At 33.4% G+C, this 26182-nt stretch carries 28 protein-coding genes; 14 read left to right on the forward strand and 14 right to left on the reverse strand.

Annotation, left to right across the window (positions count from 1 at the left end; all coding sequences use genetic code 11):
• Position 1: 1 nt before the first annotated feature.
• From ACSV4D_RS07850 to ACSV4D_RS07885, 8 genes are all read left to right on the forward strand, one after another.
• Positions 2-1669 carry a glycoside hydrolase family 28 protein gene (locus ACSV4D_RS07850; protein WP_439227759.1) on the forward strand — a complete coding sequence of 556 codons (1668 nt, stop codon included), beginning with the start codon at positions 2-4 and terminating at the stop codon, positions 1667-1669.
• Between the two features lie 91 nt (positions 1670-1760).
• Positions 1761-2378, forward strand: coding sequence for a TetR/AcrR family transcriptional regulator (locus tag ACSV4D_RS07855; RefSeq protein WP_439227760.1), 618 nt, complete (start codon positions 1761-1763; stop codon positions 2376-2378).
• Between the two features lie 19 nt (positions 2379-2397).
• Positions 2398-3765: a TolC family protein gene (locus tag ACSV4D_RS07860; RefSeq protein ID WP_439227761.1), complete on the forward strand. Its 1368-nt coding sequence runs from the start codon at positions 2398-2400 to the stop codon at positions 3763-3765.
• An 18-nt stretch (positions 3766-3783) separates the two neighbouring features.
• Positions 3784-4878 carry an efflux RND transporter periplasmic adaptor subunit gene (locus ACSV4D_RS07865; RefSeq protein ID WP_439227762.1) on the forward strand — a complete coding sequence of 365 codons (1095 nt, stop codon included), beginning with the start codon at positions 3784-3786 and terminating at the stop codon, positions 4876-4878.
• A gap of 7 nt (positions 4879-4885) precedes the next feature.
• A complete protein-coding gene (locus ACSV4D_RS07870) occupies positions 4886-7936 on the forward strand; it encodes an efflux RND transporter permease subunit (RefSeq protein WP_439227763.1) in 3051 nt (1016 codons plus the stop codon).
• Between the two features lie 131 nt (positions 7937-8067).
• Positions 8068-8871, forward strand: a complete 804-nt coding sequence (locus ACSV4D_RS07875; protein WP_439227764.1) for an SDR family NAD(P)-dependent oxidoreductase — start codon at positions 8068-8070, stop codon at positions 8869-8871.
• Between the two features lies 1 nt (position 8872).
• Complete coding sequence (locus tag ACSV4D_RS07880) at positions 8873-9310, forward strand: PaaI family thioesterase (protein ID WP_439227765.1); 438 nt, start codon at positions 8873-8875, stop codon at positions 9308-9310.
• A gap of 247 nt (positions 9311-9557) precedes the next feature.
• Entirely contained in the window at positions 9558-9734 is a 177-nt protein-coding gene (locus ACSV4D_RS07885) for a helix-turn-helix domain-containing protein (RefSeq protein ID WP_439227873.1), read from the forward strand.
• Positions 9735-9955: 221 nt separating this feature from the next.
• Here the strand turns inward: ACSV4D_RS07885 and ACSV4D_RS07890 are convergent, their stop codons facing one another.
• Genes ACSV4D_RS07890 through ACSV4D_RS07900 form a run of 3 tightly spaced genes read right to left on the reverse strand, consistent with a single transcriptional unit; the run spans position 9956 to position 11461 of the window.
• The gene (locus tag ACSV4D_RS07890; RefSeq protein ID WP_439227766.1) at positions 9956-10912 is read right to left on the reverse strand and encodes a HipA domain-containing protein; all 957 of its coding nucleotides are present in this window, start codon (positions 10910-10912) and stop codon (positions 9956-9958) included.
• A complete protein-coding gene (locus tag ACSV4D_RS07895; RefSeq protein ID WP_439227767.1) occupies positions 10905-11237 on the reverse strand; it encodes a HipA N-terminal domain-containing protein in 333 nt (110 codons plus the stop codon). Before ACSV4D_RS07895 ends, ACSV4D_RS07890 begins: the two co-directional genes overlap by 8 nt.
• On the reverse strand, positions 11234-11461 hold the full coding sequence (locus tag ACSV4D_RS07900; RefSeq protein WP_439227874.1) for a type II toxin-antitoxin system Y4mF family antitoxin: 228 nt from the start codon (positions 11459-11461) through the stop codon (positions 11234-11236). The genes ACSV4D_RS07895 and ACSV4D_RS07900 overlap by 4 nt, the downstream gene beginning before the upstream one ends.
• Before the next feature lie 307 nt (positions 11462-11768).
• On the opposite strand from ACSV4D_RS07900, the gene ACSV4D_RS07905 reads away from it, so the two are divergent.
• The 4 genes from ACSV4D_RS07905 to ACSV4D_RS07920 are packed head-to-tail and all read left to right on the forward strand — an operon-like array spanning position 11769 to position 13327.
• The gene (locus tag ACSV4D_RS07905; protein ID WP_439227768.1) at positions 11769-12527 is read left to right on the forward strand and encodes a hypothetical protein; all 759 of its coding nucleotides are present in this window, start codon (positions 11769-11771) and stop codon (positions 12525-12527) included.
• A gap of 15 nt (positions 12528-12542) precedes the next feature.
• Positions 12543-12938 carry a DUF5675 family protein gene (locus ACSV4D_RS07910; RefSeq protein WP_439227769.1) on the forward strand — a complete coding sequence of 132 codons (396 nt, stop codon included), beginning with the start codon at positions 12543-12545 and terminating at the stop codon, positions 12936-12938.
• Positions 12939-12948: 10 nt separating this feature from the next.
• Positions 12949-13164 carry a hypothetical protein gene (locus ACSV4D_RS07915; RefSeq protein WP_439227770.1) on the forward strand — a complete coding sequence of 72 codons (216 nt, stop codon included), beginning with the start codon at positions 12949-12951 and terminating at the stop codon, positions 13162-13164.
• The gene (locus ACSV4D_RS07920) at positions 13151-13327 is read left to right on the forward strand and encodes a hypothetical protein (protein ID WP_439227771.1); all 177 of its coding nucleotides are present in this window, start codon (positions 13151-13153) and stop codon (positions 13325-13327) included. Before ACSV4D_RS07915 ends, ACSV4D_RS07920 begins: the two co-directional genes overlap by 14 nt.
• Positions 13328-13416: 89 nt before the next feature.
• On the opposite strand, the gene ACSV4D_RS07925 is transcribed toward ACSV4D_RS07920, so the two are convergent.
• From ACSV4D_RS07925 to ACSV4D_RS07935, 3 genes are all read right to left on the reverse strand, one after another.
• On the reverse strand, positions 13417-13749 hold the full coding sequence (locus tag ACSV4D_RS07925; protein ID WP_439227772.1) for a YegP family protein: 333 nt from the start codon (positions 13747-13749) through the stop codon (positions 13417-13419).
• A gap of 78 nt (positions 13750-13827) precedes the next feature.
• The gene (locus tag ACSV4D_RS07930) at positions 13828-14007 is read right to left on the reverse strand and encodes a hypothetical protein (RefSeq protein ID WP_439227773.1); all 180 of its coding nucleotides are present in this window, start codon (positions 14005-14007) and stop codon (positions 13828-13830) included.
• Between the two features lie 25 nt (positions 14008-14032).
• Positions 14033-14458: a DUF6943 family protein gene (locus ACSV4D_RS07935; RefSeq protein ID WP_439227774.1), complete on the reverse strand. Its 426-nt coding sequence runs from the start codon at positions 14456-14458 to the stop codon at positions 14033-14035.
• Between the two features lie 372 nt (positions 14459-14830).
• Between ACSV4D_RS07935 and ACSV4D_RS07940 the strand changes: the two genes are divergently transcribed.
• Positions 14831-15466, forward strand: coding sequence for a hypothetical protein (locus ACSV4D_RS07940; protein ID WP_439227775.1), 636 nt, complete (start codon positions 14831-14833; stop codon positions 15464-15466).
• Positions 15467-17059: 1593 nt separating this feature from the next.
• On the opposite strand, the gene ACSV4D_RS07945 is transcribed toward ACSV4D_RS07940, so the two are convergent.
• The 6 genes from ACSV4D_RS07945 to ACSV4D_RS07970 form a co-directional block, all read right to left on the reverse strand.
• Positions 17060-18043 carry a PD-(D/E)XK motif protein gene (locus ACSV4D_RS07945; protein ID WP_439227776.1) on the reverse strand — a complete coding sequence of 328 codons (984 nt, stop codon included), beginning with the start codon at positions 18041-18043 and terminating at the stop codon, positions 17060-17062.
• Positions 18043-20043 (reverse strand): Z1 domain-containing protein, encoded by a 2001-nt coding sequence (locus ACSV4D_RS07950; RefSeq protein WP_439227777.1) that lies wholly within the window; start codon positions 20041-20043, stop codon positions 18043-18045. The genes ACSV4D_RS07945 and ACSV4D_RS07950 overlap by 1 nt, the downstream gene beginning before the upstream one ends.
• A 187-nt stretch (positions 20044-20230) precedes the next feature.
• A complete protein-coding gene (locus ACSV4D_RS07955) occupies positions 20231-20425 on the reverse strand; it encodes a DUF6088 family protein (RefSeq protein WP_439227778.1) in 195 nt (64 codons plus the stop codon).
• 104 nt (positions 20426-20529) lie between these two features.
• Entirely contained in the window at positions 20530-21141 is a 612-nt protein-coding gene (locus tag ACSV4D_RS07960; RefSeq protein ID WP_439227779.1) for an ATPase, read from the reverse strand.
• 189 nt (positions 21142-21330) lie between these two features.
• Complete coding sequence (locus ACSV4D_RS07965; RefSeq protein WP_439227780.1) at positions 21331-22398, reverse strand: transcriptional regulator; 1068 nt, start codon at positions 22396-22398, stop codon at positions 21331-21333.
• Positions 22399-22720: 322 nt separating this feature from the next.
• A complete protein-coding gene (locus tag ACSV4D_RS07970; protein ID WP_439227781.1) occupies positions 22721-23026 on the reverse strand; it encodes a helix-turn-helix domain-containing protein in 306 nt (101 codons plus the stop codon).
• 418 nt (positions 23027-23444) lie between these two features.
• On the opposite strand from ACSV4D_RS07970, the gene ACSV4D_RS07975 reads away from it, so the two are divergent.
• On the forward strand, positions 23445-23615 hold the full coding sequence (locus ACSV4D_RS07975) for a hypothetical protein (protein WP_439227782.1): 171 nt from the start codon (positions 23445-23447) through the stop codon (positions 23613-23615).
• Here the strand turns inward: ACSV4D_RS07975 and ACSV4D_RS07980 are convergent.
• The gene (locus ACSV4D_RS07980; protein ID WP_439227783.1) at positions 23592-25067 is read right to left on the reverse strand and encodes a hypothetical protein; all 1476 of its coding nucleotides are present in this window, start codon (positions 25065-25067) and stop codon (positions 23592-23594) included. The two genes, ACSV4D_RS07975 and ACSV4D_RS07980, sit on opposite strands and share 24 nt — an antisense overlap.
• A gap of 288 nt (positions 25068-25355) precedes the next feature.
• Complete coding sequence (locus ACSV4D_RS07985) at positions 25356-26180, reverse strand: isocitrate lyase/PEP mutase family protein (protein ID WP_439227784.1); 825 nt, start codon at positions 26178-26180, stop codon at positions 25356-25358.
• Positions 26181-26182 lie beyond the last annotated feature (2 nt).

Here is a 26182-nt window from a genome sequence, read left to right on the forward strand (position 1 = left end):
GATGAAAAAGATAAAAAGAGTAGCTTTTATTTTAGGAACAATATTTACTTTCTTTTGCAATAGTACCACTACTGTAGCGCAAATTGCAGGACAAAGTAAACTTCCTTTTGATATGCCTCAGGTGCAAATTCCCGTTTTTAAAAAGGACACTTTGAATGTTGTTGATTTTGGTGCCATACCGAATACCAATATTCTTTGTACTCAATCGATTAATGAAGCTATTGACCGTTGTTCTAAATCAGGAGGAGGAGTAGTGTTAATTCCTGCCGGTTTATGGACTACAGGTCCTATAAAAATGAAAAGTAATGTGAATTTGCACACCCAAAATGGTGCTTTTATTCAGTTTACCAGTGATTTGAGTCAGTACCAATTGATTGATTCCTATTTTGAGGGTAATAAAACCTTACGATGTGAATCTCCAATTATGGGCACTGAATTACAAAATATAGCTATTACCGGTCAGGGTATTTTTGACGGAAATGGTTCAGCCTGGCGTCCGGTTAAAATTGGTAAAATGACCTCAGGACAATGGGAAGAATTGGTTAAATCAGGAGGTGTACTTGCTAAAAATGGCAAAACCTGGTATCCTTCAGAAGGTGCTTTGATAGGAAATGAAGAACAGGATAAATTACCTAAAGTGCGTACGGTTGAAAATATGGAACCTTACAAACAGGCTTTGCGTCCGGTTATGGTAAGTTTAGTGAATTGCAAAAAAGTATTGCTTGACGGTGTAACGTTTCAAAATTCTCCGGCCTGGAATGTAAATCCTTTGATGTGCGAACATTTGACTCTTACTAATTTAACTATTCGTAATCCCTGGTATTCACAAAACGGTGACGGGCTGGATATAGAATCCTGTCGCATCGGGACGGTTACTAATTGTCGTTTTGATGTAGGCGATGATGCCATTTGTATTAAATCAGGTAAAGATAAAGAGGGAAGAGACAGAGGAAAACCTACTGAATTATTTGTCATTTCGGATTGTGTAGTTTATCATGCTCATGGTGGTTTTGTTGTAGGTAGTGAGATGTCTGGAGGTGTACGAAACATTCTAGCCAGGAACCTCACCTTTATTGGAACAGATTGCGGATTACGATTTAAATCCACCCGTGGTCGCGGAGGTGTCGTAGAAAATATTTGGATGGAAGATATCCGAATGAGTAACATCCCTACAGAAGCCATTAGGTTTAATTTATATTATTTCGGAAAATCGGCAAAAGAAGACCCAATTACAGGAGAATTATTAGTTGAGAATATGCCGGTAACGGAAGAAACTCCGGTATTCAAAAATATGTTTTTCAGCAATATCTATATCCATGGCGCTAAACAGGCATTGAAAATTATGGGACTCCCTGAAATGCCGGTTCAAAACATCCGATTTAAAAATGTATTTGCACTATCAGAAGTGGGAATGCAAATCAATTATGCCAGACAAATTGAATTTGACAATGTTGATTTAAACCTTGATACACAAGATTTTTCGGTTAAAATGGCTAACAGTCAAAATGTTCGTTTTCAAAATTTTAATTCCATAGGTCAAAAACAATTATTCCTAATTGGAGGAAATTCGACCAAAGCAATTTCCTTGAACAGCAAGAACAAAAAGATGGGTTTTCAGGAAATTAAAGTTTCTGAGGCAATTAAAAATCAGATTAAAATAGTCCAATAGTAGCTATTGGGATTGCTTATTTCTAAATTTTATCAAATAATTGAACATTGTTCAAAAAATAAACATATCTTTGCGGAAGAATTTATCTGATATGAGTGTAGCCGATAGAAAAGCAAGAGAAAAAGAAGCTTTAAGAGAACTTATCTTAAAAGGAGCTAAAAAACTATTTTTAGAAAAAGGAATAGAACAAACCACTATTCGAAATATTGCTGACGAAATAGATTATAGTGTAGGAACGGTATATGTTTATTTTAAAGATAAAAATGCCATATTACATGATTTACATTCTATAGGTTTTCAAGAATTGGGTAGTTATTTTGCTGATTTATTTAAAATAGAAGATCCAATGGAACGCTTGCGTAAGATGGGATTTGTTTACATCAAATTCGCATTGGAAAATCAGGAAATGTATGATCTGATGTTTAATGTAAAAGCGCCTATGGAATTTATTGAGAACTCAGAATGTTCTGTATGGAGTGAAGGAGATAACACTTTTGGAGCTTTAAAAACCACCGTTGCACAATGTATAGAAAAAGGACATTTTAAAGGCAATAGATTAGAACCATTGGCTTTTATGATTTGGAGTTTGGTTCACGGTATGTGTTGCTTAGAAATTCGTCAAAGAACAAAAGGGGTAAAGTTTACTAATCCAGACACTATTCTTTATGACGGATACAATGAATATTTAAAAATTATAGAAAAACTATAGTTTTTTTTTGATTTCAAAAATGAACACTGTTCAATTAATAAACAATGTAATTAAGATGGAAAAAGTACTAATTCTAATGAGCATTTTACTTGGATATCTGGGATATTCACAGAGTAAGTTAGACAGCTATATTGAGGCTGGGCTAAAAAATAATGAGATAATAAAGCAAAACAATTTTGATATAAACAAAAGCATGTATGCTTTAAAAGAAGCACAATCGTTGTTTTATCCGACTGTATCTTTAAATGCAAATTATACTGTTGCAGATGGGGGAAGAACCATTGATATTCCTATTGGGGATTTGCTAAATCCAGTATACAGCAGTTTAAATCAAATTACAAATTCAAACGCTTTTCCTAATCTGCAAAATCAATCCGTTTTAATCAATCCGGATAATTTTTATGATGCTAAAATTCATACCACCATGCCGTTGTTGAATTTTGAAATTATCTATAACAAGAGAATTAAAAGTCAACAAAATTCTTTGCAAAAAATCGAATTGGAAATCTACAAAAGGGAACTGGTTAAGGAAATTAAAATTGCCTACTACAAATACTTACAATCTGTTGAAGGTATTAAAATTTACGAAGAGGCTTTAAAATTGGTTAAAGAAAATCAAAGAGTGAATCAATCGTTATTTAAAAATGATAAAATAAACCGAACGGCAGTTTTAAGAAGTGATAATGAAGTAATTCGAATCCAGGCTAATTTAGAAACGGCCAAACAAATGAGTAAAAATGCACAAGCCTATTTCAATTTTTTGATTAATGAAAAACTAGACACTACAATTGAAACAGATCAGATTGAAACATTACCGGGTGATTGGCTTGCAGACAATACTCAAAATAGAGAAGAAATTAAAAAACTCAATCAGGTAAAAGAATTAAATGAAACTGTTGGCAAACTTACCAAGTCATATTGGTTACCCACTTTAAGCGGATTTGCCGATTTTGGTTTCCAGGATTTTGATTTTGAAGTGAATAAGGATTCACGTTATTATTTTGCGGGTTTGTCTCTTGAGTGGAACATTTTTTCAGGAAATAAAAATAAATACAAACTCAAACAAGTCGAACAGGACACAAAAAAAATCAGCTCACAAATTGATAATGTAAAGCAGCAATTACTACTTCAGTTTCAGGTTTCACAAAATAATTTGAAATCAGCTTTAGAGCAATACCACGCAGATAAAAATCAAAAAGAATCAGCCAAAAAATACAATGACGATATAACCAGGCTTTACAAAGAAGGACAGGCCATTTATATCGAGCTTTTAGATGCACAAAACCAATGGGTAAATGCCCAGCTTAATGCAAATATCTCTCTTTATAATTCCTGGATCGCTTTCGCTGAAATGGAAAGAGCCAACGCCACTTTTACTTTTAAATAAATCTAAAAACATAAAATCATGAAATCAAAGATTAACGAATACAAAAAAAATAATTTTACACTTGCGAGTAAAACAACAACGATACTAGTTCCCCTTTTAACTTTATCACTTTTTTTCTCATGCCAAGAAGAAAAAAAGGAAAACAATCCTTTTGAAACCGCTGATATTATTCCAATTAAAACAGCATCAGTTAAATCTTTAGCACTTACAAGTAATATCAGTGCGTCAGGTTTAATAACCACAGAAAACCAGGCCAATTATGGTTTTAAAATCGGTGGTGTTATAAGCCGCATTTATGTAGAAGAAGGTCAGTTTTTTAAGAAAGGACAACTTTTAGCAAGTTTGGATGACACAGAAATCAATGCAGGTTTAAATCAAACCGATTTGAATGTGAAAAAATTTGAACGAGATTATGAACGAGCCAGAAATCTTTACAAAGACAGCGTCTATACTTTGGAACAGCTTCAAAACACCAAAACAGGTTTGGACATTGCCAGAAAGCAAAAAGAAGCTGTTGCGTTTAATTTCCGTTATGCTAAAATATACGCTACGGCTGATGGTTTTGTTGCCCATAAAATTGCAAATGAAGGTGAAGTAGTGGGGCCAGGGGCTCCAATTTTAGCCATAAACGAAACCTCAAAAAGCAACAATTATCTTTTGAAGGTTGGTTTGACCGATAAAGAATGGGCTTCTGTAAAAATAGGACAAAAAGCTAAAGTAACACTTGACGGGTTTCCCAATGAAGAATTTGAAGCTACCCTTTTTAGAAAATCGCAAGCGGCAGATGCTGCTCTTGGATCTTTTCAAGTTGAACTAAAACTGAATATGAAAAATCAAAAACCAGCTGTAGGAATGTTTGGTAAAGCAGAAATACAAACCGATAAAGCCGAAGATTTTATGGTCATTCCCTACAACTCTCTTATTGAAGCCGACGGCAACAAAGCCTTTGTATTCGTCGTGGAAAATAACAAAGTGAAACGACACCCCATCACCATCAACAAATTTGACAATAACAAAGTCTATGTAAAAGATGGTCTTCAAAAAACAGACCAGATAGTCATTTCTAACAGTGCCTATCTCAACGAACAATCAACGATAAAGATCATTAAATAAGAACATCATGAAGATTACAAACTTTGCCGTTAAGAATTATCAGTTCACACTGATTATCTTTCTTCTTGTTGCAGTTGTAGGGTTTCTTACCTTATTCACCATGCCAAGAGCCGAAGATCCTTCCACGCATCCACCGCAATACTTAATTACGGTTATTTATCCGGGTACGAGTCCAAAAGATATGGAAGAACAGGTTGTAAAACCCATTGAAAATAAAATTTACGGACTGGAGAACATCGAAAAAATACTAACAACCGTAGAAGATGGTGTAGCCGCCTTTCAGGTGAAATTTAAATACGGAGTTGATGTGGATAACAAATATCAGGAGATTTCCACAGAAATGAATGCGCTTAAAAGCAGCGAACTTCCAAAAGATATTTATCAGATTAAAACGGAGAAAATTTCGTCTTCGGATGTTAATATTTTACAAATTGCTTTGGTTTCAGAAAACGCTTCAGACAAAAAATTACGCGATGAAGCGGACAAATTGAAAACAAAAATTGAAAAAATAACCAATCTAAAAGACGTCGAATATGCTGGAATTCCGGAACAGGAAATCCGTGTGGATTTGAACATAGAGAAATTGGCACAATTAAAAATCCCATTAAATATAGTGATGGGAAGTTTACAAAGTGAAGCTGCCGATATTCCCGGTGGAAGCATCGACCTGGGTAGTAAAGTTTTCAACGTAAAAACGAGCGGTAAATTCAAAAATGCCGATGATGTTGCCAATACAGTTGTTTACAATGCCAATGGAAAAATCATCTATATGAAAGATGTTGCCGAGGTAAGTTACAAATCTGAAGTGGTACATCATATTACCAGAATCAACGGACACCGATGTGTTTTGGTTTCGGCCGGAATGAAAGACAATGTTAACATAAGTGATGTTCAGAAAGAATATTTGCCGCTAATTGATGAATTTGCAAAAGAATTGCCTTCAAATATCAAACTGATTAAAAATTTTGACCAAGCCGATATGGTTTCTAAACGATTGGGACATTTAGGTTTTGATTTTGGATTAGCCATTGTATTAGTTATCGTTACATTAATTCCTTTAGGAGCTAGAGCATCTGGTATAGTTATGATTTCGATTCCTTTATCTCTAGCTTTAGGGTTAATAGCAATGAATGCTTTGGGTTATTCTTTAAACCAATTAAGTATTGTGGGCTTGGTTGTCGCTTTAGGACTATTGGTTGATGATAGTATTGTGGTGGTTGAAAACATTGAACGTTGGCTCCGTGAAGGACATTCTAAAATGGAAGCCGTTTTAAAGGGGACAAAGCAAATAGGTATTGCTGTTGTGGGGACTACTGCTACTTTAGTTATAGCCTTTATACCACTGGCTTTTCTTCCTGATATGGCTGGTGAATTTATCAGAAGTTTACCAATGGCGGTAATCACGAGTGTATTGGCTTCTATGGTTGTAGCTTTGACCCTGGTTCCGTTTTTGGGAAGCCGATTTTTAAAAACACACGAGCACGAAGGAGGAAATATTTTTCTTCAGTACTTGCAAAAGTTTCTTACCAGAGCTTACAGGGATATTATGCCCAGAGCTTTAAAATTCCCAAAAACTACGATTGCCATTTCTGTTTTTTTAAGTGTTCTTGCGTTTGGACTGTTTTCTGTAGCTGGATTTAAATTATTCCCTACTTCTGAAAAGCCGATGTTTCTAATCAATATAAAAATGCCGCTTCAAGCCAATATTTCAGAAAGTGACAGGGTAACAAAAATGGTGGAAGCCGAATTGAAAAACCACAAAGAAATTGTGTATTTCACTTCAAATATAGGACACGGAAATCCGCAAATTTACTACAACGTGCATCCACAGGACAGAAAATCTGATTTTGCTCAAATTTTCGTTCAATTGAAAGAGGAAGCAAAACCTTCAGACAAAACCATTCTGATTGAAGAATTGCGTGAAAAATTCAAAACAATGCCTTATGCTAAAGTGGAGGTAAAAGATTTTGAGCAAGGAACACCATTGGAAGCCAATATTGTGGTGCGCTTATTTGGCGAAGACCAGAAAGTTTTACGTAAGCTATCTGCTCAGGTAGAAACTATTTTACGAAATCAGGAAGGAACGGTTTATATCAACAACGAGTTGAATACCTATAAAACAGATGTCAAAATAAAAATCAATAAAGAAAAGGCAAGAACTTTGGGCGTACTAACAAGTGAGGTCGATAAAGTAATTCGACTTGCTGTTGCCGGTTTAACCGTTGGAGATTATATCGATAACCGTGGTGATGCCAGAAATGTGACCATCACTTTGCCAAGAGAGAAATTTTCTAATCTTGATGCACTGAAAAATTTATATGTAAATACTATTCAAGGAACGCCAATTGCATTGAATCAAATTGCAACAGTATCTTTTGAAACAGCACCTACGGCAATTAACCATTTTAACAAATCACCTTTTTCAAAAGTTAGCGCCATGACAAAAGAAGGTTATTTAGCCAATGACCTGTTGGTGGATATTATACCACAATTGGATAAACTTAAAATGCCAAAAGGGTATTATTACAAACTATCCGGAGAAAAAGAATCAGAAGGGGATGCGTTAGGAGGTAATTTCCTGTCGGTGATTATATTGAGTACTTTTTTATTCATAGCTGTTTTGTTGCTTCAATTTAAAACGTTTAAAGGTATCATCATCGTTATGTCTATCATTCCATTGGGGGTTTTAGGAGGTGTACTGTTCTTAATAGCTTCAGGAAACCCAATGTCGTTGGTTGCTATCATAGGTTTCATTGGATTGTCTGGAATTCAGGTAAAAAACTCTCTGCTCTTAGTCGATTTTACAAACCAATTAAGACAGGAAGAGAAATCCATTGATGAAGCGATTGCGATTGCAGGAGAAACCCGTTTTCTTCCGGTAGTTCTAACATCCGTTACTGCAATTTGTGGTTTGATTCCGCTGGCTGTAAACCCCAATCCTCAAATATCTCCATTAGCGATTGTATTAATTGGAGGATTGATAAGTTCAACTATTCTGGCAAGAATTGTAACACCAGTTATGTACAAATTGATTCCGCCAAGTTTAGAAAAAGAATAACAACTATTAAATAACGAGTTGAGTGAAATTGTTCTCGATACATTTTTTACTTCATTTCATTACGCAAAAAACACTCGAACTGACGTTTTTGATTTCAGTTAACGGGTCATTAAATATTAAATATTTATAAAATGAAAAAAACAATTTTAATAACAGGTGCAACATCAGGCTTTGGCTTGAAATTAGCAAATAAATTACACGAACAAGGCTACAATGTAATTGGTACTGGTCGTAATCCGGAAAAACTACAAAGCACAGTTCCTTTTAAGCTATTACCACTAGATATCAGTAATGACGATTCTATTACTTCTTTTACAAAAGAACTTTTTTCGCAAATAGAAAAGTTAGATATTTTAGTAAATAATGCGGGTTATTTCACCACAGGACTTGCAGAAGAAACGCCAATTCATGTTGGGTTAAAACTATTTGAAACCAACTTCTGGGGTACCGTAAAACTTACGAATGCACTATTGCCAAAAATGAGAAATCAAAGACAAGGAAAGATTATTAATGTCAGTTCATTTTTAGGTTTAATAGGACATCCAAACTTAAGTTACTATTCCGCATCCAAGCATGCTTTGGAAGGCTATTTTAAATCTTTAAGATTCGAATTAAATCAGTTTAATATCAAAATTAGTATGGTGGAGCCGATGTTTCATAAAACAAATTTGATTAATAATTCCATTTCGACTCACGGAACTATTAAAGATTATGATGGTTTTAGACAAAAAGTTCAATCTTACTATAATGAAGAATTTAGTAAAGCTCCTGAACCAACAGCCGTTGTAGATACCATTATAAAAATCATTGATTCCAACAATCCGAAATTCAGTTATCCTGTTGGAAAAGGAACTTCAATGATTCTTACTTTGCAACGATTTGCCTATAACACCTTTGAAAGTGTTGTTTTAAAAGGAATAAACAAATCAAAATAAGATGGAAAACAAAAGACTTCAGTTACTTCAGCGTTTCATTGGAAAACCATTTTCAGGAAGTCCGTCACCATTTGCCAAGTGGCTGAATGGGACGGTAATTTCTGTTGATGAAAATTCGGTCGAATTTCAATTTGAGGTACGAAAAGAGATGACCAATCCAGCCGGAACTCTTCACGGTGGGGTTATTTGTGGAATGTTTGATGATTGTATTGGCATAAACTTTATGATTTTAGGCACAGAAAATTTCTTCCCAACGATTAATCTAAACGTTGAATTTTTTAGTTCGGTAAAAGAAGGTAATATTGTAACAGTCAAAACAAAGCTTATAAAAAGAGGAAAATCTGTAATCAATATAAAAGCAGATATGTTTAATTCAGAAAGAATTATAGCTTCAGCAACATCAAATCTTGTTATAAGTGAAATGAGAATAAACATGTAGATAGATTTTGTATCAGGAATTAAATCTTAAAAACCTCGATTTGGATACCTCGCTCAGGGAATTGGCTATTCTGATAATTTCAAGGTTTCAGACCTTTGCTTTATAATTAGTGATTTAAAAAATGCAACAAAAAAATTGGACAGCAGATAAAATTCCATCACAGCAAGGAAATTAACCAGGTTAAAAGTATTACCATCATAATACAAAATATAAGGATAATAATGAATTTGAGAAAATAATTATCACTCTGGACGAGTGGCTGAAGAAGAAAAGATTGGAAGAGGCTTATTTTCAGATTAGTGAGAACGGACAAAAACCAAGTGAAGTATATCTAAATGTAGGTTTTGAAGACCTTTCGCACTTTTCTTTTGTATCTAAGAAAGAATTTGGTATATCACCAAATAACTTAGTGAGATCATCCTGAATTGTTTAAGTAATATTCGATTTCAAATAAATATATAGAATCATACTGTCTATTTTTGCTTTAAAGAAAAAAAAATAAACAGAGCAATCTTATATTTTTTTAATATTTTGAAAATGAAGTGTAAGCTTTCTTGTTTATGATAATAAAACGGGATAATTGAAAAATTATCCCGTTGAGTGGAGTCGCCTATTAAGTATAAATTTATAAAAAAAAGTGTTTGCTTAATCTGTCCCAAACAATCTATGGTATCTTTCTTCTAGTAGTGTTTTGTATTTTTCTTTGAAATCATCTGATAGGAATGAATTATCGATCCATTGGTGAGCGATGAGTTTGTTTTTTTGAAAGCGTTTTGCGATTCCTTTTAATTGTTTTTCATTTAGTCCTAGGCTGATGCCAAGTTTTTTGAAATGATCCCATTTTAGTTTTTTCTTTTTTCCATCCAATGTCAGTGCTAGTTCTTCGGTGTCGTCTGGATTTACTATGGCTACGTTTAATAAATCATAGGCTGGTGCCAATGTCCAAGTATCTGCCGAATGAATCATCGAAAAGTTTTTCAAATGCATATCATTGTTGCCTGTTAGGAAACTGAAGATATCCAGTTCTAAAAAGTATAGTTTGTCGAGTAAGGTGTTATCTGAGAAATCATCCAGAGCTTTGCCTATCTTCTCCATGGAGCTTTTGTATTTGTCAAAAGCTTCTGTGATTTGGAACATGTCGAGCATGTGGATTTTTTCTCCTGTTTCGGTTCTGTCGATGCGTTTGGTGATGTACGAGAGTTCCCCTGATTGCAGTCGGATCAAACTGGATTGGACGGTGTTAATTCCAAAGGCTTCCGCTATTCGCATGGTGAGGTGTTCGTTTTCGGGCATTTCAGAAAAATGTTCGGATGGTGGTTTGAAAATATAATTTCCGCCCAATGCACCAACTACCGTAAGGCGTCCTTTGGTTCCGTCTTGTATTGTATTGTTTACAATAGTTAAGGATAACTTGGGTTGCACTCCAGGAACAGCTACACTTCGTTCTACTACATTTTTAGCTAATTCCGACATTTGCTTTAGCGAATGCTCGAATACAGGTTGTTGCTTGGTACCGAAAAACTCCAGACTGCATTGCTCGTGGAAATCACCTACGATTGTATCGTCTAGTGATTGGTAACAATATAAACATTTCTTAGGCATCTTCATTTGGTATTGGTTGAACACTTACCGCACCGATACAATTTTGGCAACAAGCCAAAAGAAGTCCCATACGGTCGTTTGGATTAATTTTCCAGTTTTTAGAAGCGATATCCAGTAACCATCCTTCGGGAATTAGACCTTCAAAAAAAGGGAATAATCGTTTATCAGTGTATGTTTTTGAACGAACTGGCATCGTCAAACTGATGCTTTCTTTAGGATGTTCAGCAATGTAATTTTCATCGTATTGAAAGTGGTAGTCACCGTCGTCCGTTTCTGTAAGTGTTCCCGCCAGATAATCTTTATAAAATATAGCTGCTTTTCTCATACGTTCTCCTTGTCAATTTTGGATAATTCTCTTGCATTTACTGGTGCCAAGGTATGCCCAAACATTTTGAGTACTTGGTTTACTTTTTCGAGGTTGAGGTTTTCCTTTCCCTGTTCAATTTTTCGAATCACGGTAAGTGCCACTCCAGCACGTTCCGCAAAGGCTTCTTGGGTGAGTTTTACTTCGTTTCTTTTCTCTTTTACGAAATTAGCTAGTGTCATCATAATTATATGCTTTAGCATTGATTTTAAACAAATATAGTTAATTATATGTAAAAGCATATATTTTATATAGATATATTGTTTTTATATGTAAAAGCATATAGCTATTGATTGATAGTTGTTTTTAAAATTGAGCGCCATTTATGTCTTTATAGGTCATTTATTCCATTCAAAGACATATGGAACATTAGCTTGATATAACTCATTAGTTTAAGTGTAATCTTTGTTTCAAATTCAATCTAGAATGTTGCAACAGGAAGAGATGATTGAGGGAAATAGAAACATTTATTAATCTAAATTTTGAGGAATTATGGCAAGGCAAAAAGGCATAATTAAATTGAAAGGTACTATCGGGGATATTACTTTTTATAAAACGCAGGACGGACATTTAGCGAGAGAAAAAGGCGGAATTGACGCTAACAGAATCGCGACTGATCCTGCGTTTCAAAGAACTCGTGAAAACGGTTCTGAGTTTGGTAGAGCTGGGAAAGCCGGAAAGGTTTTAAGAACCGCTCTTAGGGTATTGCTTTTGAACTCAGCGGATAGCCGAATGGTGAGTCGTTTGACGCAATCTATGGTTAAGGTGATTCAGGCTGATGCTACTAACGAACGTGGATTACGAAATGTGATTGATGGTGAGGCAGAATTGTTAACTGGATTTGAATTTAATATTCGAGGAAAGCTAGGTACTAGTTTGTTTGCTCCTTATACAGGGGGCATCAACAGGGTTACGGGTGAAATTACCGTGGATATTCCATCCTTTATTCCCTCTAATATGATTGCTGCTCCAGGGGGAACTACTCATTTCAAAATCATTTCGGCTGGTGTTGAAATTGATTTTGAGAATGAAACTTTTGTTGAACAACATGCAGAAACAGCCATTTTAGCTTGGGATGCTACCGCTACAGCTGTGATTAACCAAGTAAATACTGTTACTCCAAACAGTACTAAACCTTTGTTTTTGGCTTTAGGACTAGAGTTTTATCAGCAAGTGAATGGTAGTATGTATTCTTTGAAAAATGGAGCATACAATCCATTAGCGCTGATTCAAGTTAATGGAGGAGTTTAAGCAGAAGTTAGAATTATGGTTTTATTTTTAACTAGAACTTATTTCTCTGATGGAACCAATGGTAAACTCGAATGCGAAGGCAAACTGATCTGTTATACGATAGAATTGCCGTGGAAGATGAACGAAACGAAGGTTTCCTGTGTTCCTGAGGGGAAATATTTTATTAGAAAGCGATACAGTGCCAAATACAAGTGGCATTTGGAATTGGTGGATGTACTCAATAGAAAATATATTCTGTTTCATCCTGCCAATAATGCCCAAAAAGAACTGCAAGGCTGTATTGCTCCGGTAACTAAACTTTCTGGTCCAGGACTTGGTTTGATGTCGCGAAAGGCTTTTATGAAGCTAAAAGACCTTGTTTATGAGGCTTTGGGCAATAAAGAAAGTGTCGAAATACTAATTCAATCTTAACTATTAGATTATGAAAAAAATTATAAAAAGAGCGACAGCTCCCACACCAAAGTTTTTTAAGGTGCTTCGAAATGTTGGTTTGGCATTGGCCGCCGTTGGCGGAACTATCTTAGCTGCTCCTATTGCGTTACCTGTAATAGTAACTACTATTGGAGGTTATGTTGCAGTAGCCGGAGGTGTTTTGTCTGCTGCAAGTCAGCTTAGTACGACTGATGACAGCCAATAACCACACTTTAATGGGAACTGCCGGAGGCACATTTTTAAGTATGCTACCTAATATTCAATCTGAAGATATTGTAAAAACAGTTGTTTTAGCTACTGTTGGAGCAATTGTGAGTTTTGCTATTTCGTTACTGCTTAAAAGCCTAAATAAGAAGCACAAAAAATAAGTTTAGCCCTAGTTGTGGTGACCTTTGGGTTAAACAAAATGAAAGCCTGGTCGTGAGATCAGGCTTTTTACATTTTATGAATATGATAGTTAATTTGTTAAGTCTTCTACGGAGGCATCAGGAGCGTTGGTTTTAACAGAAGCTATCCCATTATCACGAGCAGCGGTACTTTCATACATTTCACTTGTCCCAATGATTTGACCATTTGTAGCTTTCAGGTTAAAATAAGGCTTACCATTAGAGGATGTTTTTTTATCGAATTTACTATCATCTTGCGAATTGCGTTTTACTGATTCGATTCCATTTTCACAAGCGCTTTTGGTTGTATAACCTTCACTTGCTAAAATGGTTTGTCCATTATTTGCTTTCAAATTGAATTGAAATTCACCATTGCTTCTTTTTGTAATCACAAATTTTCCCATTGTATTGAATTTTAAGTTTGTAGATTACTAATTTAAATAATTTCTGTAAATAAATCTTACAAGAGTATAAATTCTATGTTAATTTTCCTCAAATTGGTTTAGAGTAATTTCTTCAATTACCACTTTTGAACAAGGGCAATATAGTCCGTAATACTTTGCAATATCAATGGCTTTGACTCTGCTGTCAAAAACACCAAAGAAAATCCTTGATGTTTTTGATTCCCATTTATCGGTTTGAAATAAAATAAAAAGTTTCATAGATTTTCTTTTTAAAGTTTATTAATCAGTTTTTCTTGCAGTAGCGGTACAAGATAACCCTACGCATATCGTTAATGAGATTGATGTTCTGGTGGAATTGTTTTTCTTTTTGTTCCAGCAATTTTAAGGCCTCCACTTGTTTTATATGTTCTTCGTGTTCCTGCATCATCAAACTGGCTTTACCATTGAATTCTTTTGAAAAATCTTGAAGGCGTAAAAACGGAATAACCGAACCTACTAAAAATGGATGCCAAAACTTGGTTTTCCATAGGCTATAAGCCACAAAATAAATATTCTCACAATCTTCTTCGTTTTGAAAAATGACTACAAAACTGTTTGTAAATGGCTCTTTTTGAGGTTTACCACTGTTCATTCCTTTGTTAAGAATAAATAAATGAGGCTTATTGTAAAGCGTGTCCTTCTGGTGTGTTTTGATAATGAAATTTGGCATAGCTTCGGATTTAAAGATTAGCTTTTCTTCTCATTTCCTCGCTGTTTCTGATAAATACCTTAGTGCCTCGCTACGCTCTGCACCAATAATTATTTCAAAAGAAAAAGAAAAAAAGAAAGCCGTTCTTCAAGTGGAGGGTTTCAAAAAAGCAGGTTTTTCAGAAAAAATACTACCCTAAGTAGTGATTAGTAAATAGTAAGTAGTGAATGGTGGAATGGTGGAATGGTGGAATGGAAATATAAGGGTGGAGATTTTTTCTGAAACCCGAAGGGCTTGAATTTGCTTTTTTTAATACCTGGAACTTAGCTTTGCTCTCTTTTTTTATTTTTTTGAAATTATCAATTCTCTAAAATTGTATATATTTAGTTAAAAATGGCTAGAAGAAAAGAGAGACCTAAGTTTGTGCATCAAGCTTCCACTTTAGAGTATTTGTACTGTCTTGGAGATATGCCTAAATGGTCACAACTATTGCTTGATCAGAATAATGGAAATTTATACAATGATTTTTTGAATTGGCTATTGCAGAAACAGCTTTTTAAAGATGAAAGGAAAATTAGTATCAAAAGCATGGCCGAACAAAGTGGCTATACTTCAGCTAAAATCAGTAAATGGCTAAAAGAAATTTATGAAGACATATTAGAATTGAATGAATTGCAACCTCAATTATTCTATTCATTAGCAAATGTTAAGATTGAATTTTACATGAAGTATTTTGATGGTCATTGTACATTTTTATCTTCATTGGCAGTAATTCCAAGAATGTATGAATCCATTGATTTTTTCTTTATTAAGGCTAAAATGGGAATTTCCACTTTTTGGGTGAAAGATATTAGATATATCATCGGTAATAATGAAACTTCTGTTTTAATCTTTTTGGAAGGAGGATTTGTTAATATCTATCGAGAATTTGCATTATCAAAAGCCCTATTTGAAGGCTACTTGAATTTTAGTGATACTTATCAGAAGTTTGATTTCGAAATTGATGAACAATTATTGAAGAGAAGATAATTATTAAAATTAAATACTTACCTAGTGCGGTGGCAGTAGCGCAAGCAAGGGTATTATTTTTTTATTTGCTTATCGGGATGTTGTGATTGTTTTTGTGATAGCTGGTGCCAGAAATAGTGTTTAGTGTACAGTTTTTAGTGCACAGTGGTGTTATGTTTCGTAATAGAAAGGCATCAGCTATTGCGGAAACAATGTATTTTGATGTTCTGGCAAATAAAAAATAATACTCTTGTTGGGGATTTTGGTTTTGTGGGTAATAAAATGGCTTTTACCATAGGTGAATAAACTGAAAATCTAAAGCCATTTTATCACTTACAAAAGCAATGCAACGACTTCCTATTTAACCACAAAGCTGATAAAGACAATTAACGCAAACGTTCCTAAAAGCAGTTATAATCGTAAAATTTCAGATGGAATACAGAACATTGTTAAAGCCAGTGGCGAAGGACGGTATTTTTTTGTAGCCGGGTGATGCGATGGGAGCTGCAAAAAATGTTATCCTGGAGCCACTGGCAAGCGCGTTGGGTGAGCGGCTTTTTTACATAATGTTATTATAGTGCATCCTTAAATTTCATTAAGAGTAGGGAAGTAGTACATGCACTATAATGCCACATTATGTAAAGAAGCTTTGGGGAAAAAATTACTGGCGCAAGTTGCGAAGCGTACGAGTTTTTTCTAAAAACTGTGCCAGTATTTTTTTTAGGAGCATAGGCAAAGGAGTGGCAAGTGACAACTAAAATTTCATATTCTTTCCTTAAATGCAACGTTTCCTGACAAAATTAGAATATCCACTTTTAGAACAATTGAATCTTCGGTTATCTAAAAATTCTAGATGCAAATCGGAGTAGTACTGTATTTTTATAGTTTATTTATGGAGTTGAGTTTTCCTTTTACAAAATTATATAGGATCTATATCAAATGGTATTTAATACTCTAAAATAGTAATTAATGTAGCATTTATCAATAAAAAACTCCGAAGTAACGATACTCCGGAGAGCGAATGTATCACGGAGATTTGTTGTGGAGACTGAGATGTTTTAAAAAAGAGCCCTAATTGTCTTTTTAGAATGATGACTAAGAGGGCGGATTTTTCATATTGCTATATTTGTTCACTTTTTTTGTTTGTTCACGTAAACGTGAACATTGATTGTTTGTGAACATAAGTAATGCAGTATATTATTAAGGCCAAAAAATATGTTCTAAAAGTTGAAATATGTTACTTTCGATTTTGCTTGTATTGTTTTTAACAGCAAATGTTGTTGAAATGAATTTAACTAAAAATATGCAGTGGATTAGAATATCATTTTAGTAGTTCTAGGTCTTGGAGTTTTCTTCCCAGTTCATCGTCTACAGCTAGTTTTAGAAAATCATCTTGTAAGCCTAAAACTCTTAATAAATTAAAATATGCTCCTATATGTTATATAAGTTAGACTCGTTTTATCATTATCTTTTTGATAATTATATAGATAACTACGTTTATTGATTTTTCAACAATCCGTGCCATCAGAATAATACTTTTTAAGTATTCTTATAGTAGCTTCTTCTATTTTTTATCTAAATCAGTCTACTTATGTGGATAATATACAACCTAATTTAATTTAAAATTGAAAATAATTTATCATTTTGATATTGTTTAATTTCAATTGAATTAATATTTTGAAGATCACTATCAAATTCAATATTTGTAACACCAATATCAATACTTCCTTCAGTTATAGATGGAATAGATTTAGCAGAATAATATTTACAACTTGTTTTAGCCATATCTGAATCAAATTTCATATCAAATTTTGAAAGTTGATTTCCAGCAACTTTAAATATTTTTTCTCTAAGAATGTCTTTGTATTTATCATTTATACGGAATAATATATTTTCATATAAATCATATATTGATAAACCAAGATCAATTTTACAAGTCATAATTGAACAAATCATAGTTTTTGATGTTAATAATTTGTCAAGTTGCGTTAATGAAAAATGATGTATTCTTTGGCTTTTAGTTGTCGTTTTTATTTCGATTTTATTTATGCCATCATTAAAATCAAAACGATCAGTTTTATTAATATGCCAAGCATCAATCATATATTCTAAATCATTAGATTCATTAATTAAGAACAATTCCCCCCAAAGACCTATTTCATCTGTTTTAGACGTTTGTGTTAGTTGTGCAAAAAGTTGTTTCGTTTTCTCAATAAAAGTATAAATTTCAGAAATATCCGGTTTGTCTCCCAATTTTGTAACTAGGTCTAAACATAAATTCAAAAAATATTTTTTTAGAACTGGGTCAAACTCTACATTTTTGAGTTTTAAAATGCAAAAATTTTGATTGATTTTATATTTATCAGAGTTTCTTTCAAAACTGCAATTAACATCATAATTTACTTCTAAAAACCTACCACTACTTTGCCCATATGAATTTCCTTTTGCATTCGTAAAATCAATGAATAAAATGATTTCATTGCCACTATCAACTCCAATTAAATGGTTTTTAGTATTTGGAAAACAATCAGCTATTAATTGATTAGTGATTTCGTTTTGCCTAACAAGAATTTTGATAAGATCTAATAACTCCCCCATTAATTTAATATTTTATTAACATATATTTGGTTAAATTTTTCTGGAAAATTAAAAGCTAATGTGTAGAAACACTTATCTTTTATTGAAGGTTCAGTTGTACCTTCAGATGCTTTAATTTTATGGATCTGAAGAATTAGTTCATCATTATAACCAAATTTTTCCCCACCAGAATCAGTATGTAAAAGCAATTTTGAATCACCAAAATAACTAGGATAATTGGAGGCTAGTGCTGAAATTTTATATGGGTTTTTATATTTTTCATCACTATCAAAAGACACTGTTCTAGGGCGCCCATCTTTTCTTTCAGTTGCAATTTGTATAACCCAGGCAAATTCCTGTTTATGGTTTTCAATCAAATGAAAAATATAGCGTTCGAAATTACTTAATTTAATAGCTTCATAAGCATTACCTATGTCGATTTTATTTATTAATTCAAGTATTTTAACTAATTCCAATTTTCCAATTTTATGTTTTGTGTTTTCCGTTTGATCTTTTGGTGAGTCTGGCATGAAATCATTCCATAGTTGATGTGGAATATCATTTATGAAATCATTAATGATTTCGTTATTTTTATCTATATTTAATGGTGGTTCAAAATATTGAAATCCTTTAAGTTGATCTGACCTAAGACTTGAACCTATTCTGTTATTATTTGTTAGATTTATTCCTGCTGCTGAAAGCATTGGACTGCCGGCTTTTTTAAATTCTGAAAGTTCAACAGTGGAAAGAATATTTCTTAAATTTATCTCATGGTCTACATAACTTACATAATCTGACTTTAATCCTTTAGGGAGATATACTTCACAAAAATCAATATAATCTTTTTTATACCCGAAAAATCTACAACGCTGTTCAATTGTATCAGCATTATTCTTTCCTTTTGTATCTCTAGGCATATACGTTATGATTAAATTTTTAACGGTAAATCCTCTATCTAATAGTTGTCCTCCAATAAGTATATGGTGATCTGCAAAAGACCATGGAAAAGCTTTTTTTTCCATTCCTCCAACCACTTGATGTACTTTATAATTGCCTAAGAAGTCATTATTAATAATTTCAGCAACTTTATTCAATTCTGGCTTTGTATTAAAAAGAGAACCATATTCTACTAAATATTTTTCTAATTTTTCATTGAGAAAAGATAAATTATTGTCTTCTATACTTTGTTGAAGCCCATCTAAAATTGATTCTGTCCAGCTAAAGAAAGTTTCTATTGAATCTTTTCGAAAACACGGATGAATCATCATTGAAGTTTTATTTAGTTTATTCTTTTTTCTTTCTGAAACCATGTCAAAATCATCATAGCTAAGAAATATGGAACTTAATATAAATTTATAAATTGAATCAATTAACCCTTGAGGAGGTGTGGTCAATTTATTTTCCTTGAAATGAAACCGTTCTTTTTCAGGAATATTATAAGTTAATTTTTCTGTTAATGGTTCTTTAAAAAAAGTTAATCCGCCTGTGTAACTTTTACCAGGCTCTAATAAAACATGCCACTCTGGTGATAGAAGGTCAATATAGTCAATCAAAAGATTTGCTTGAGGAGTTGCTGTATATTGAATATATGAGTGATTAGGTATAGAACTTCTTAAATTTTTTATTGAAGAAAATATTGCACTGGATTCATCTGTAGCTTTTTTAGAATTTTTGCTTGCCATAGTGTTTAGACTAGCTTGATCAGATTCATCATCAAAAATTATTATTGACCGATCATTTAAACTATCTTTTAGGCGTGTGTCTTTAAATAATTGGGCTAAATTATTAATATGATCTTGATGTTTTAGAATTGTAATTATTAATAAACGCCCTTTAGAATTTTTAAGACTTTTATCAATTTTCCTTACGAAATCGGGATCAGACTCATTAGTCGTAACACTTATATTTCTATTGTCACCTATGTCTTCAGTTAATCTCTCTGTATTTTGACTTAATAAAAGATTTGTCCTGCCCGCAATTAATATGGCTACTCTATAATCATTATCATGTGCAAGTGCCATTACGGTTGTAAAAGATAATGTTTTTCCACTCTGGACATAACCGAAAACTAGTCCCGTAGTATCATTAAATTTATGTTGTTTGTCTTGTATAATTGGAGGAATACAGTTTCCAAGAATTTTTTTAGAACTGTATAGAAGGTTTTCTCTTTCTTCAGGGTCTAAGTAACTTAATTTAGTAGAAAGTAATTCATATGATTCTCCTTTCTAATCGGGCATAGATACCTCTAGCCACACGGGAAATCATTTCTTTTATGACTAATCTCTCTAAGGCTTTTGCGACGGCTTTTGCCGAACCAAAAGAAAGGAAATCTTCGGTAAAAAATAGCGAACCCCTCTTGGCTTTTTTAATTTTAAAAATTACTTTGTCATCAATGCTTTGCATAGTTTTTCTGTAAAGAATTTGTCGCAAAAATAGTAAATATTTGCGACAAAATAACACTATTTAAGTATTGGCAGTAAATTGAGTTTATTACCGAAAGTTAATTGCTATTTGCGTTTGTCTATTGCGTTTCTCTCAAAGGCTATGAGGTTACATGTTTCTCTCAATCTGCTTCTCACCCTGTTGCCATAATTGACTTCAATTTCTGAAGCAGATAAGTTTGTTGTGATGTGGGTTTGGATTTTTTTAGAAATGAATAGATCGTAGCGACTTAATAGAATTTCAGCCATTACGTTGCATTCATTGCCGTAGTATTTTAGATTGTTTTCTACTCCTAAATCGTCGAAGCAAATGGTTTTGGGTTGGGATTCGTATAATTTTCCAATGCTGTATTTGTGAATGATTTGGTAGCCGTCCTGGATAAATTCGAAGCTGATGTCCCGGCAGGGTTTTACAGTGAATTTGTGTTCAGTAGGGGTGAGGTGTTTCATTACATTCATTAGTGATGTTTTGCCACAGCCGACCGGTCCGGAAAGTAGGATTCCTTTGTTGAGGTTGATATTGTATTGAAAGCATGTTGGTTCATCTTTTAAAAAATAGGCAATTAGTTTGTAGATTATTGGGTAATCGGTTTCTACTATTTTGAAATGATTGCCGTATAGTTCTACGCCTTTTTTTTCGAGCCAAAGGATTATATCGGGGTAAGAATATTTATTCATAATAATTACATTTTGTTTCTTTTGGCTTGACCCAAAAGAAACAAAAGGTCAAGACTTGGATTTTCAGCGGTCAAATTAGTTTTCGAAGTCTAAAACAAAAAAACTCGCTACGCTCAAACAGTTTTTGTTTTTACGACTTCTTCAAACATTTGACACTCGCTTCCAAATCCTATGTCGCAACAAAAGAAGTTAAAGTGGTTCTGAATAGTTTTTGTCTGTTCCGGTATTGAGGTGTTTTGCTCGGTGTGATGGTGTTGTATCGGTGTTGTGGTTGAAATTTACGCTGTTTAATATCCAGTTCTGTGCTGCGGCTTGCCAATCGACCATGGGGGTTTTGCCGCCGACTAGCCAACCTACGCTGGAGAAGTAATTGAAAAACTTTTGGGCTTCGAGTTCCGGGAAGTTGTTTTCCAGAAAGTAGGTTTTGACTTTTTCGATTGTAGGCTTTGAACTTTGATTGCGTAACACTTCGACAAGCTCAGTGTGACAACTTTCGTCTTTTTGCCGACCTTTTTCTGTTTGATTTTTATTGGAGTCGGCGAATGTTGAAAACATTTCTTTTTTTGCGGAACTTTTTTGCTGACTGGTTTCAGTTTGCTTCGCATTGTAGTCAGCGAATGCCGGATCAGGAGTATTTCTTTTCCCTTCAAGCTTTTCATCCGGCATTTCTTTTTCTTCTTTTTTAACGGAACTTTTTTCTTCTTTTATTTTTTCGGTTTTAAAAAAATCATTTTCAGAAAATGTTTTATTTTTTGCAATGAATTTTTTTGCTTGCTTTTCCAAGTTTGAAACGTTTTTATCGTTTAAATTGTTTATACTATTTGTATTGTTTATATAAGGTACTACTGCTTGTTCAGTACTTGTTTCATCACTAGTACAAGACTTGTTTAAAGCTTGTTCAGAAACAGGTTCAATAAGAGGTTCAGTATTTAGCTTTCTATCACTTTTTAGCTGAGGTTTTAAATCATCTGAAAAATTGAATAAAATGACATGACTTCCTTTGAAGGGATTGTAGGATGGTTCGTAACTGATATAACCCAAACTATGCAAATTTTTCAAACACTTATGGTAAGTTGCCTTGGAGCTGATTTTACTTATTCGCATTATTTCATCACGAGATATACTGATTGGATTTTTGAATCGATTGCAATTCCAGAATTGGAATAAAGACATGTACAAACTGATGTGTGTTGGATTGAGTGTTTTGTCAATGGCTACTTTTTCGAAGAAGCCAGTGAGGTGTTTGATGTAGTTCATGTTTGTGTGTTGATGGTTTAGGATTAATTGTTTTTCTTTTGGCTTGACCCAAAAGAAACAAAAAGTCAAGGCTAGGAATCTTCAGCGGTCAATTTAAATTTCAAATCCTAAAAGAAAAGAACTGTTCATGAGTTAATATTTGTTTTTTGGTATTCACGAATCTTCGATTTCGCTACGCTCAAACAGTTTTTGTTTTTACGACTTCTTCAAACATTTGACACTCGACTGCGGAAGCTAAGGACATTTTCGATTCGTTTAAATATTTGACGTTCGACAGCGGAAGCTAAGGACCTGTTTTTAAGAAAAACTATCTCTATGTAGTTCATCGTACTAGCCATTTTGGATTGAATAAGGTGACTGTAGCATCGACTTTATTGGCTTCCAATAGTGTGTTTAAATCGGTACTGGAGTAGTATAAGATTCCTCCAATTTTAGTGTAGCTAATGGTTCCATTGATACGGAGGTTTTGGAGTGTACCGGGTGAGATGTTTAGCAGTTTGCGGACTTCATTGGATTTGAGCCATTGTTTTGTTTGTTCGGGTTTGGATTGCAGGATTTCTTTAAGTTCAGATAGTAAAAGTGCTCTGAATTCGTTTAGATCTTCTTTTGTGATGATTTCGATTGGCATACTATTTTATTTTAAATTGACTACAAATAAAATACACTACTCTTTACTGCGCCAGTTGTGGGGGTTGTACAACCCTTATCAAATAGTAGCAAAACAAGCTATTTGAATGAAAAAAGTTTTTAATACTAGTCTTAGAAATTGTATTTAAATTGATTTATGATTAGATTTGCTTTGTAAATAAATACAGAGGATTTATCCTCTTACGACATATTAGCGAAAGTTATTTCGAGCCACAGAAAACCGCCAAAAATTCTAAACAAGCTCTACAAATAAACTGTCGCCTACGCAATGCGTGGGCTCGGTTTATCGGAGCTGTGGGTGCTTGGCGGTACCTCTGATGCTGGTGATCGATGTCCCACGCAGTTTGTTTATAGCAACTCCAACCGGGACGTGATTTTAAATTTTATCTTTTAAAATTATGAATACAAAGCAGGAGGTTATATCGCCGGAACTAAAGGAATTTATGAGCACACAAAAAATCCCAAGTGTGGCCGCTTTATTAGTTATTGATAATGAGCGCTTAATTGGGATGGAAGGTTTTGGATGGCGATTGCTAAAAGAGGTATTACAACTTAGAAAGATTCAATAATTCGATTATTTTTTCTCTTACAGCCATTTTGGTAGCTGTTTCTACATTGTAGTATTTTGAGTTGATACTATCCACGGAAATTGTTTCAGTAATTTTAGTTCTAAAATTATTGGCAATAAATCTAAATACTGCTCTTTGGGTTTTGGGTTGTATGATTCCTGTTTGGATTAATAGTCCAAAGAAATAACTGAGTTGGGGTACTGATAAGCCTGTTTGTATTTTATCGTTTACTTCCTGATTTTCTCGTTTGACCGGCTGGTAAGGTTCCAGTAGTCTTTTCTGATTTAAATAATGAATTTCTTCTTCAATCCAAGCTACAATTTGTTCTTTGGTTGAGGGAAGATTGTGTATTAATTTGCTTTGGATGTGTAACTGTTTTTGATTGGTGGATTTGAGGTATTTGTAGAGTAGTTTTATTTGTCCGATTTCTGATGGTTGTTTTTCTAAATCTTTGATAATTATATCTGTATAATAATCGAAGAAATCAAAAGAATTGAAATTTAATAAGAGTAAATGTGTGATTAAAAAGTTAGCATCTTCTTTGCTATTGATTAATTGTAAAAGTTTAGTTGTGAATTCAATAGTATAATTCAGCTCCTCATAGGTAACCGTATAGGATAGTTGTGGTTCTATGATTTTAGAAAGATTATCATTAATGATATTTACTATTTTGGCATCAGGTTGTGACTGATTGCAATAGGAACATATTTGCTTGTATTGCGGCGCTATTTTCTTTCCAGTTTCCAAAATGGTTTTATATGGTGCTTTACCATTTTTGTCCAAATATTGGTAGTGTTCTATTTCTAAATAACGGATTAATTTTTCAACAGATTGATAGGTTAGTTTAAGACAATCTAGTTCAATATTATTATAGCAGATTTTATATAAATCACAGATTGTTTCAGGTTTTATCTTAGAAGCCAGTTTACTTAATAAACATTGCGTATTGATTTGCTTTTTCTGTATGTAATATTGGATTTTATCTCTGGACGTTAGGGAAGAAATGGTCTCTTTAATTCTTATTTTGTTTCTTACTAATTCCTTCTTTAATACCCAATTGCAATAACATAAAAAAAGGTTTTCATAGGAAAGATTTTCAAATTTAGAATTGACTATAACATAAAGAACAGCCCTTTCTTTATCCCAAAAACAATTATAGTTGCCTTCTTTAATTTGAAGTTGCTCTTGAATTTTGGGAATCCATTGTAGAACTTCTTCAGAAAGCTGTGTTTGAGAATTTTTAAAAACAGGAGCAAGGGGATGGAGACTATTTATCCCTTCCGAAATCTTGACTTGTTGTTTTTTGTTTGCTAAGCTCACTTCATAAATAATCTGGCTTTGGGGAGCTTCATTATTTAGAAGTTGCGATAGGTACTCAGGACTAATTTTTTGTGGATTTTGTATTTCACTAATTAGACTATCATACTTTTCAAGTAGGTATTTGTTGTTCATAAATGAAATAAACTATTGTAATTGTCGATACTTTTTTATTGACGATACAATTGAATACTTCTATTCGGAATTCATCCAGTTTGTGTTATGTATTATTACTGGATTTTAGGAGTCCTAATATAGTAATCAATTGCGATTATTTTACATTTTGGACAACTGTGGTTTATTTAAAAGGAAATAAGAACCGATAAGGGACTTATTTCCTTTATTTAAAATGACAAACCCGTGGTATTTAGTTGGACATTTTTGTAATTGGAAATTTTTAAAACTGCTGTTTTGTATTGTGAATTAGTATGTGTTATTGGATTTCATATTTTTCATTAAATCATCGAAACTTCTATTAGCGTTTAAAATATCAGTATTGTTAGCTTGCAAGCCTTCGAGTGCATTTAATATAGCGGTATAACTTTGTTTAATCAGTGCAGCTCCTAAGCTGAGTCTTTTTACTCCCATATCTTTCAATTCAGGAATTGAAACTTGTAGATTAGGAAAACCTACTAAAACATTTAACGGTCTGTCAATATTTGCAAGCACCGTACTGATTTGCTCTTTTGTTGTTAAGCCTGGTGCATAAAGTATATCAGCTCCTGCTTCCTGAAAGGTTTGTAATCGGGTGATAGTATCTTTTAGGTCTGTTTTCCCTATAAAAAAATTATCTGCTCTTGCTGTAATTGTAAAAGGAAAGTTTACTTCTCTTGAAGCAGCTACTGCAGCTGCCAGCTTTTCTTTTGCCATTTCTAAAGGGTAAACCTTCCCGTTTTTCACATCTTCAATGGAAGTACTTATTACTCCGGTTTTTATCAATGAACTTATGTTGTTATAAACGTTGTCCGGATTATCAGCAAAACCATATCCAAAATCAGCTGAAACTGGTAAGGAGGTTGCATTGACTATTTCACAAAGGTTTTCTAAAGTATCTTTTAAAGAAAGACTATTATCAGGAACACCTTTTGATAAAGCAAAAGCTGAGCTTGAAGAACCTAATGCCTGAAAACCACCGGAACTTATTAAGTTTGCAGAAGCGCTATCCCAAGCATTGGGCATGATAAAGGATTTGTTTTCTGAATTATGGAGTTCTTTAAAAATCTTTGCTTTTTCCTGTTGTGTTAGCATAA

The organism is Flavobacterium sp. ARAG 55.4, from assembly GCF_051846875.1.
GTDB lineage: Bacteria > Bacteroidota > Bacteroidia > Flavobacteriales > Flavobacteriaceae > Flavobacterium > Flavobacterium plantiphilum.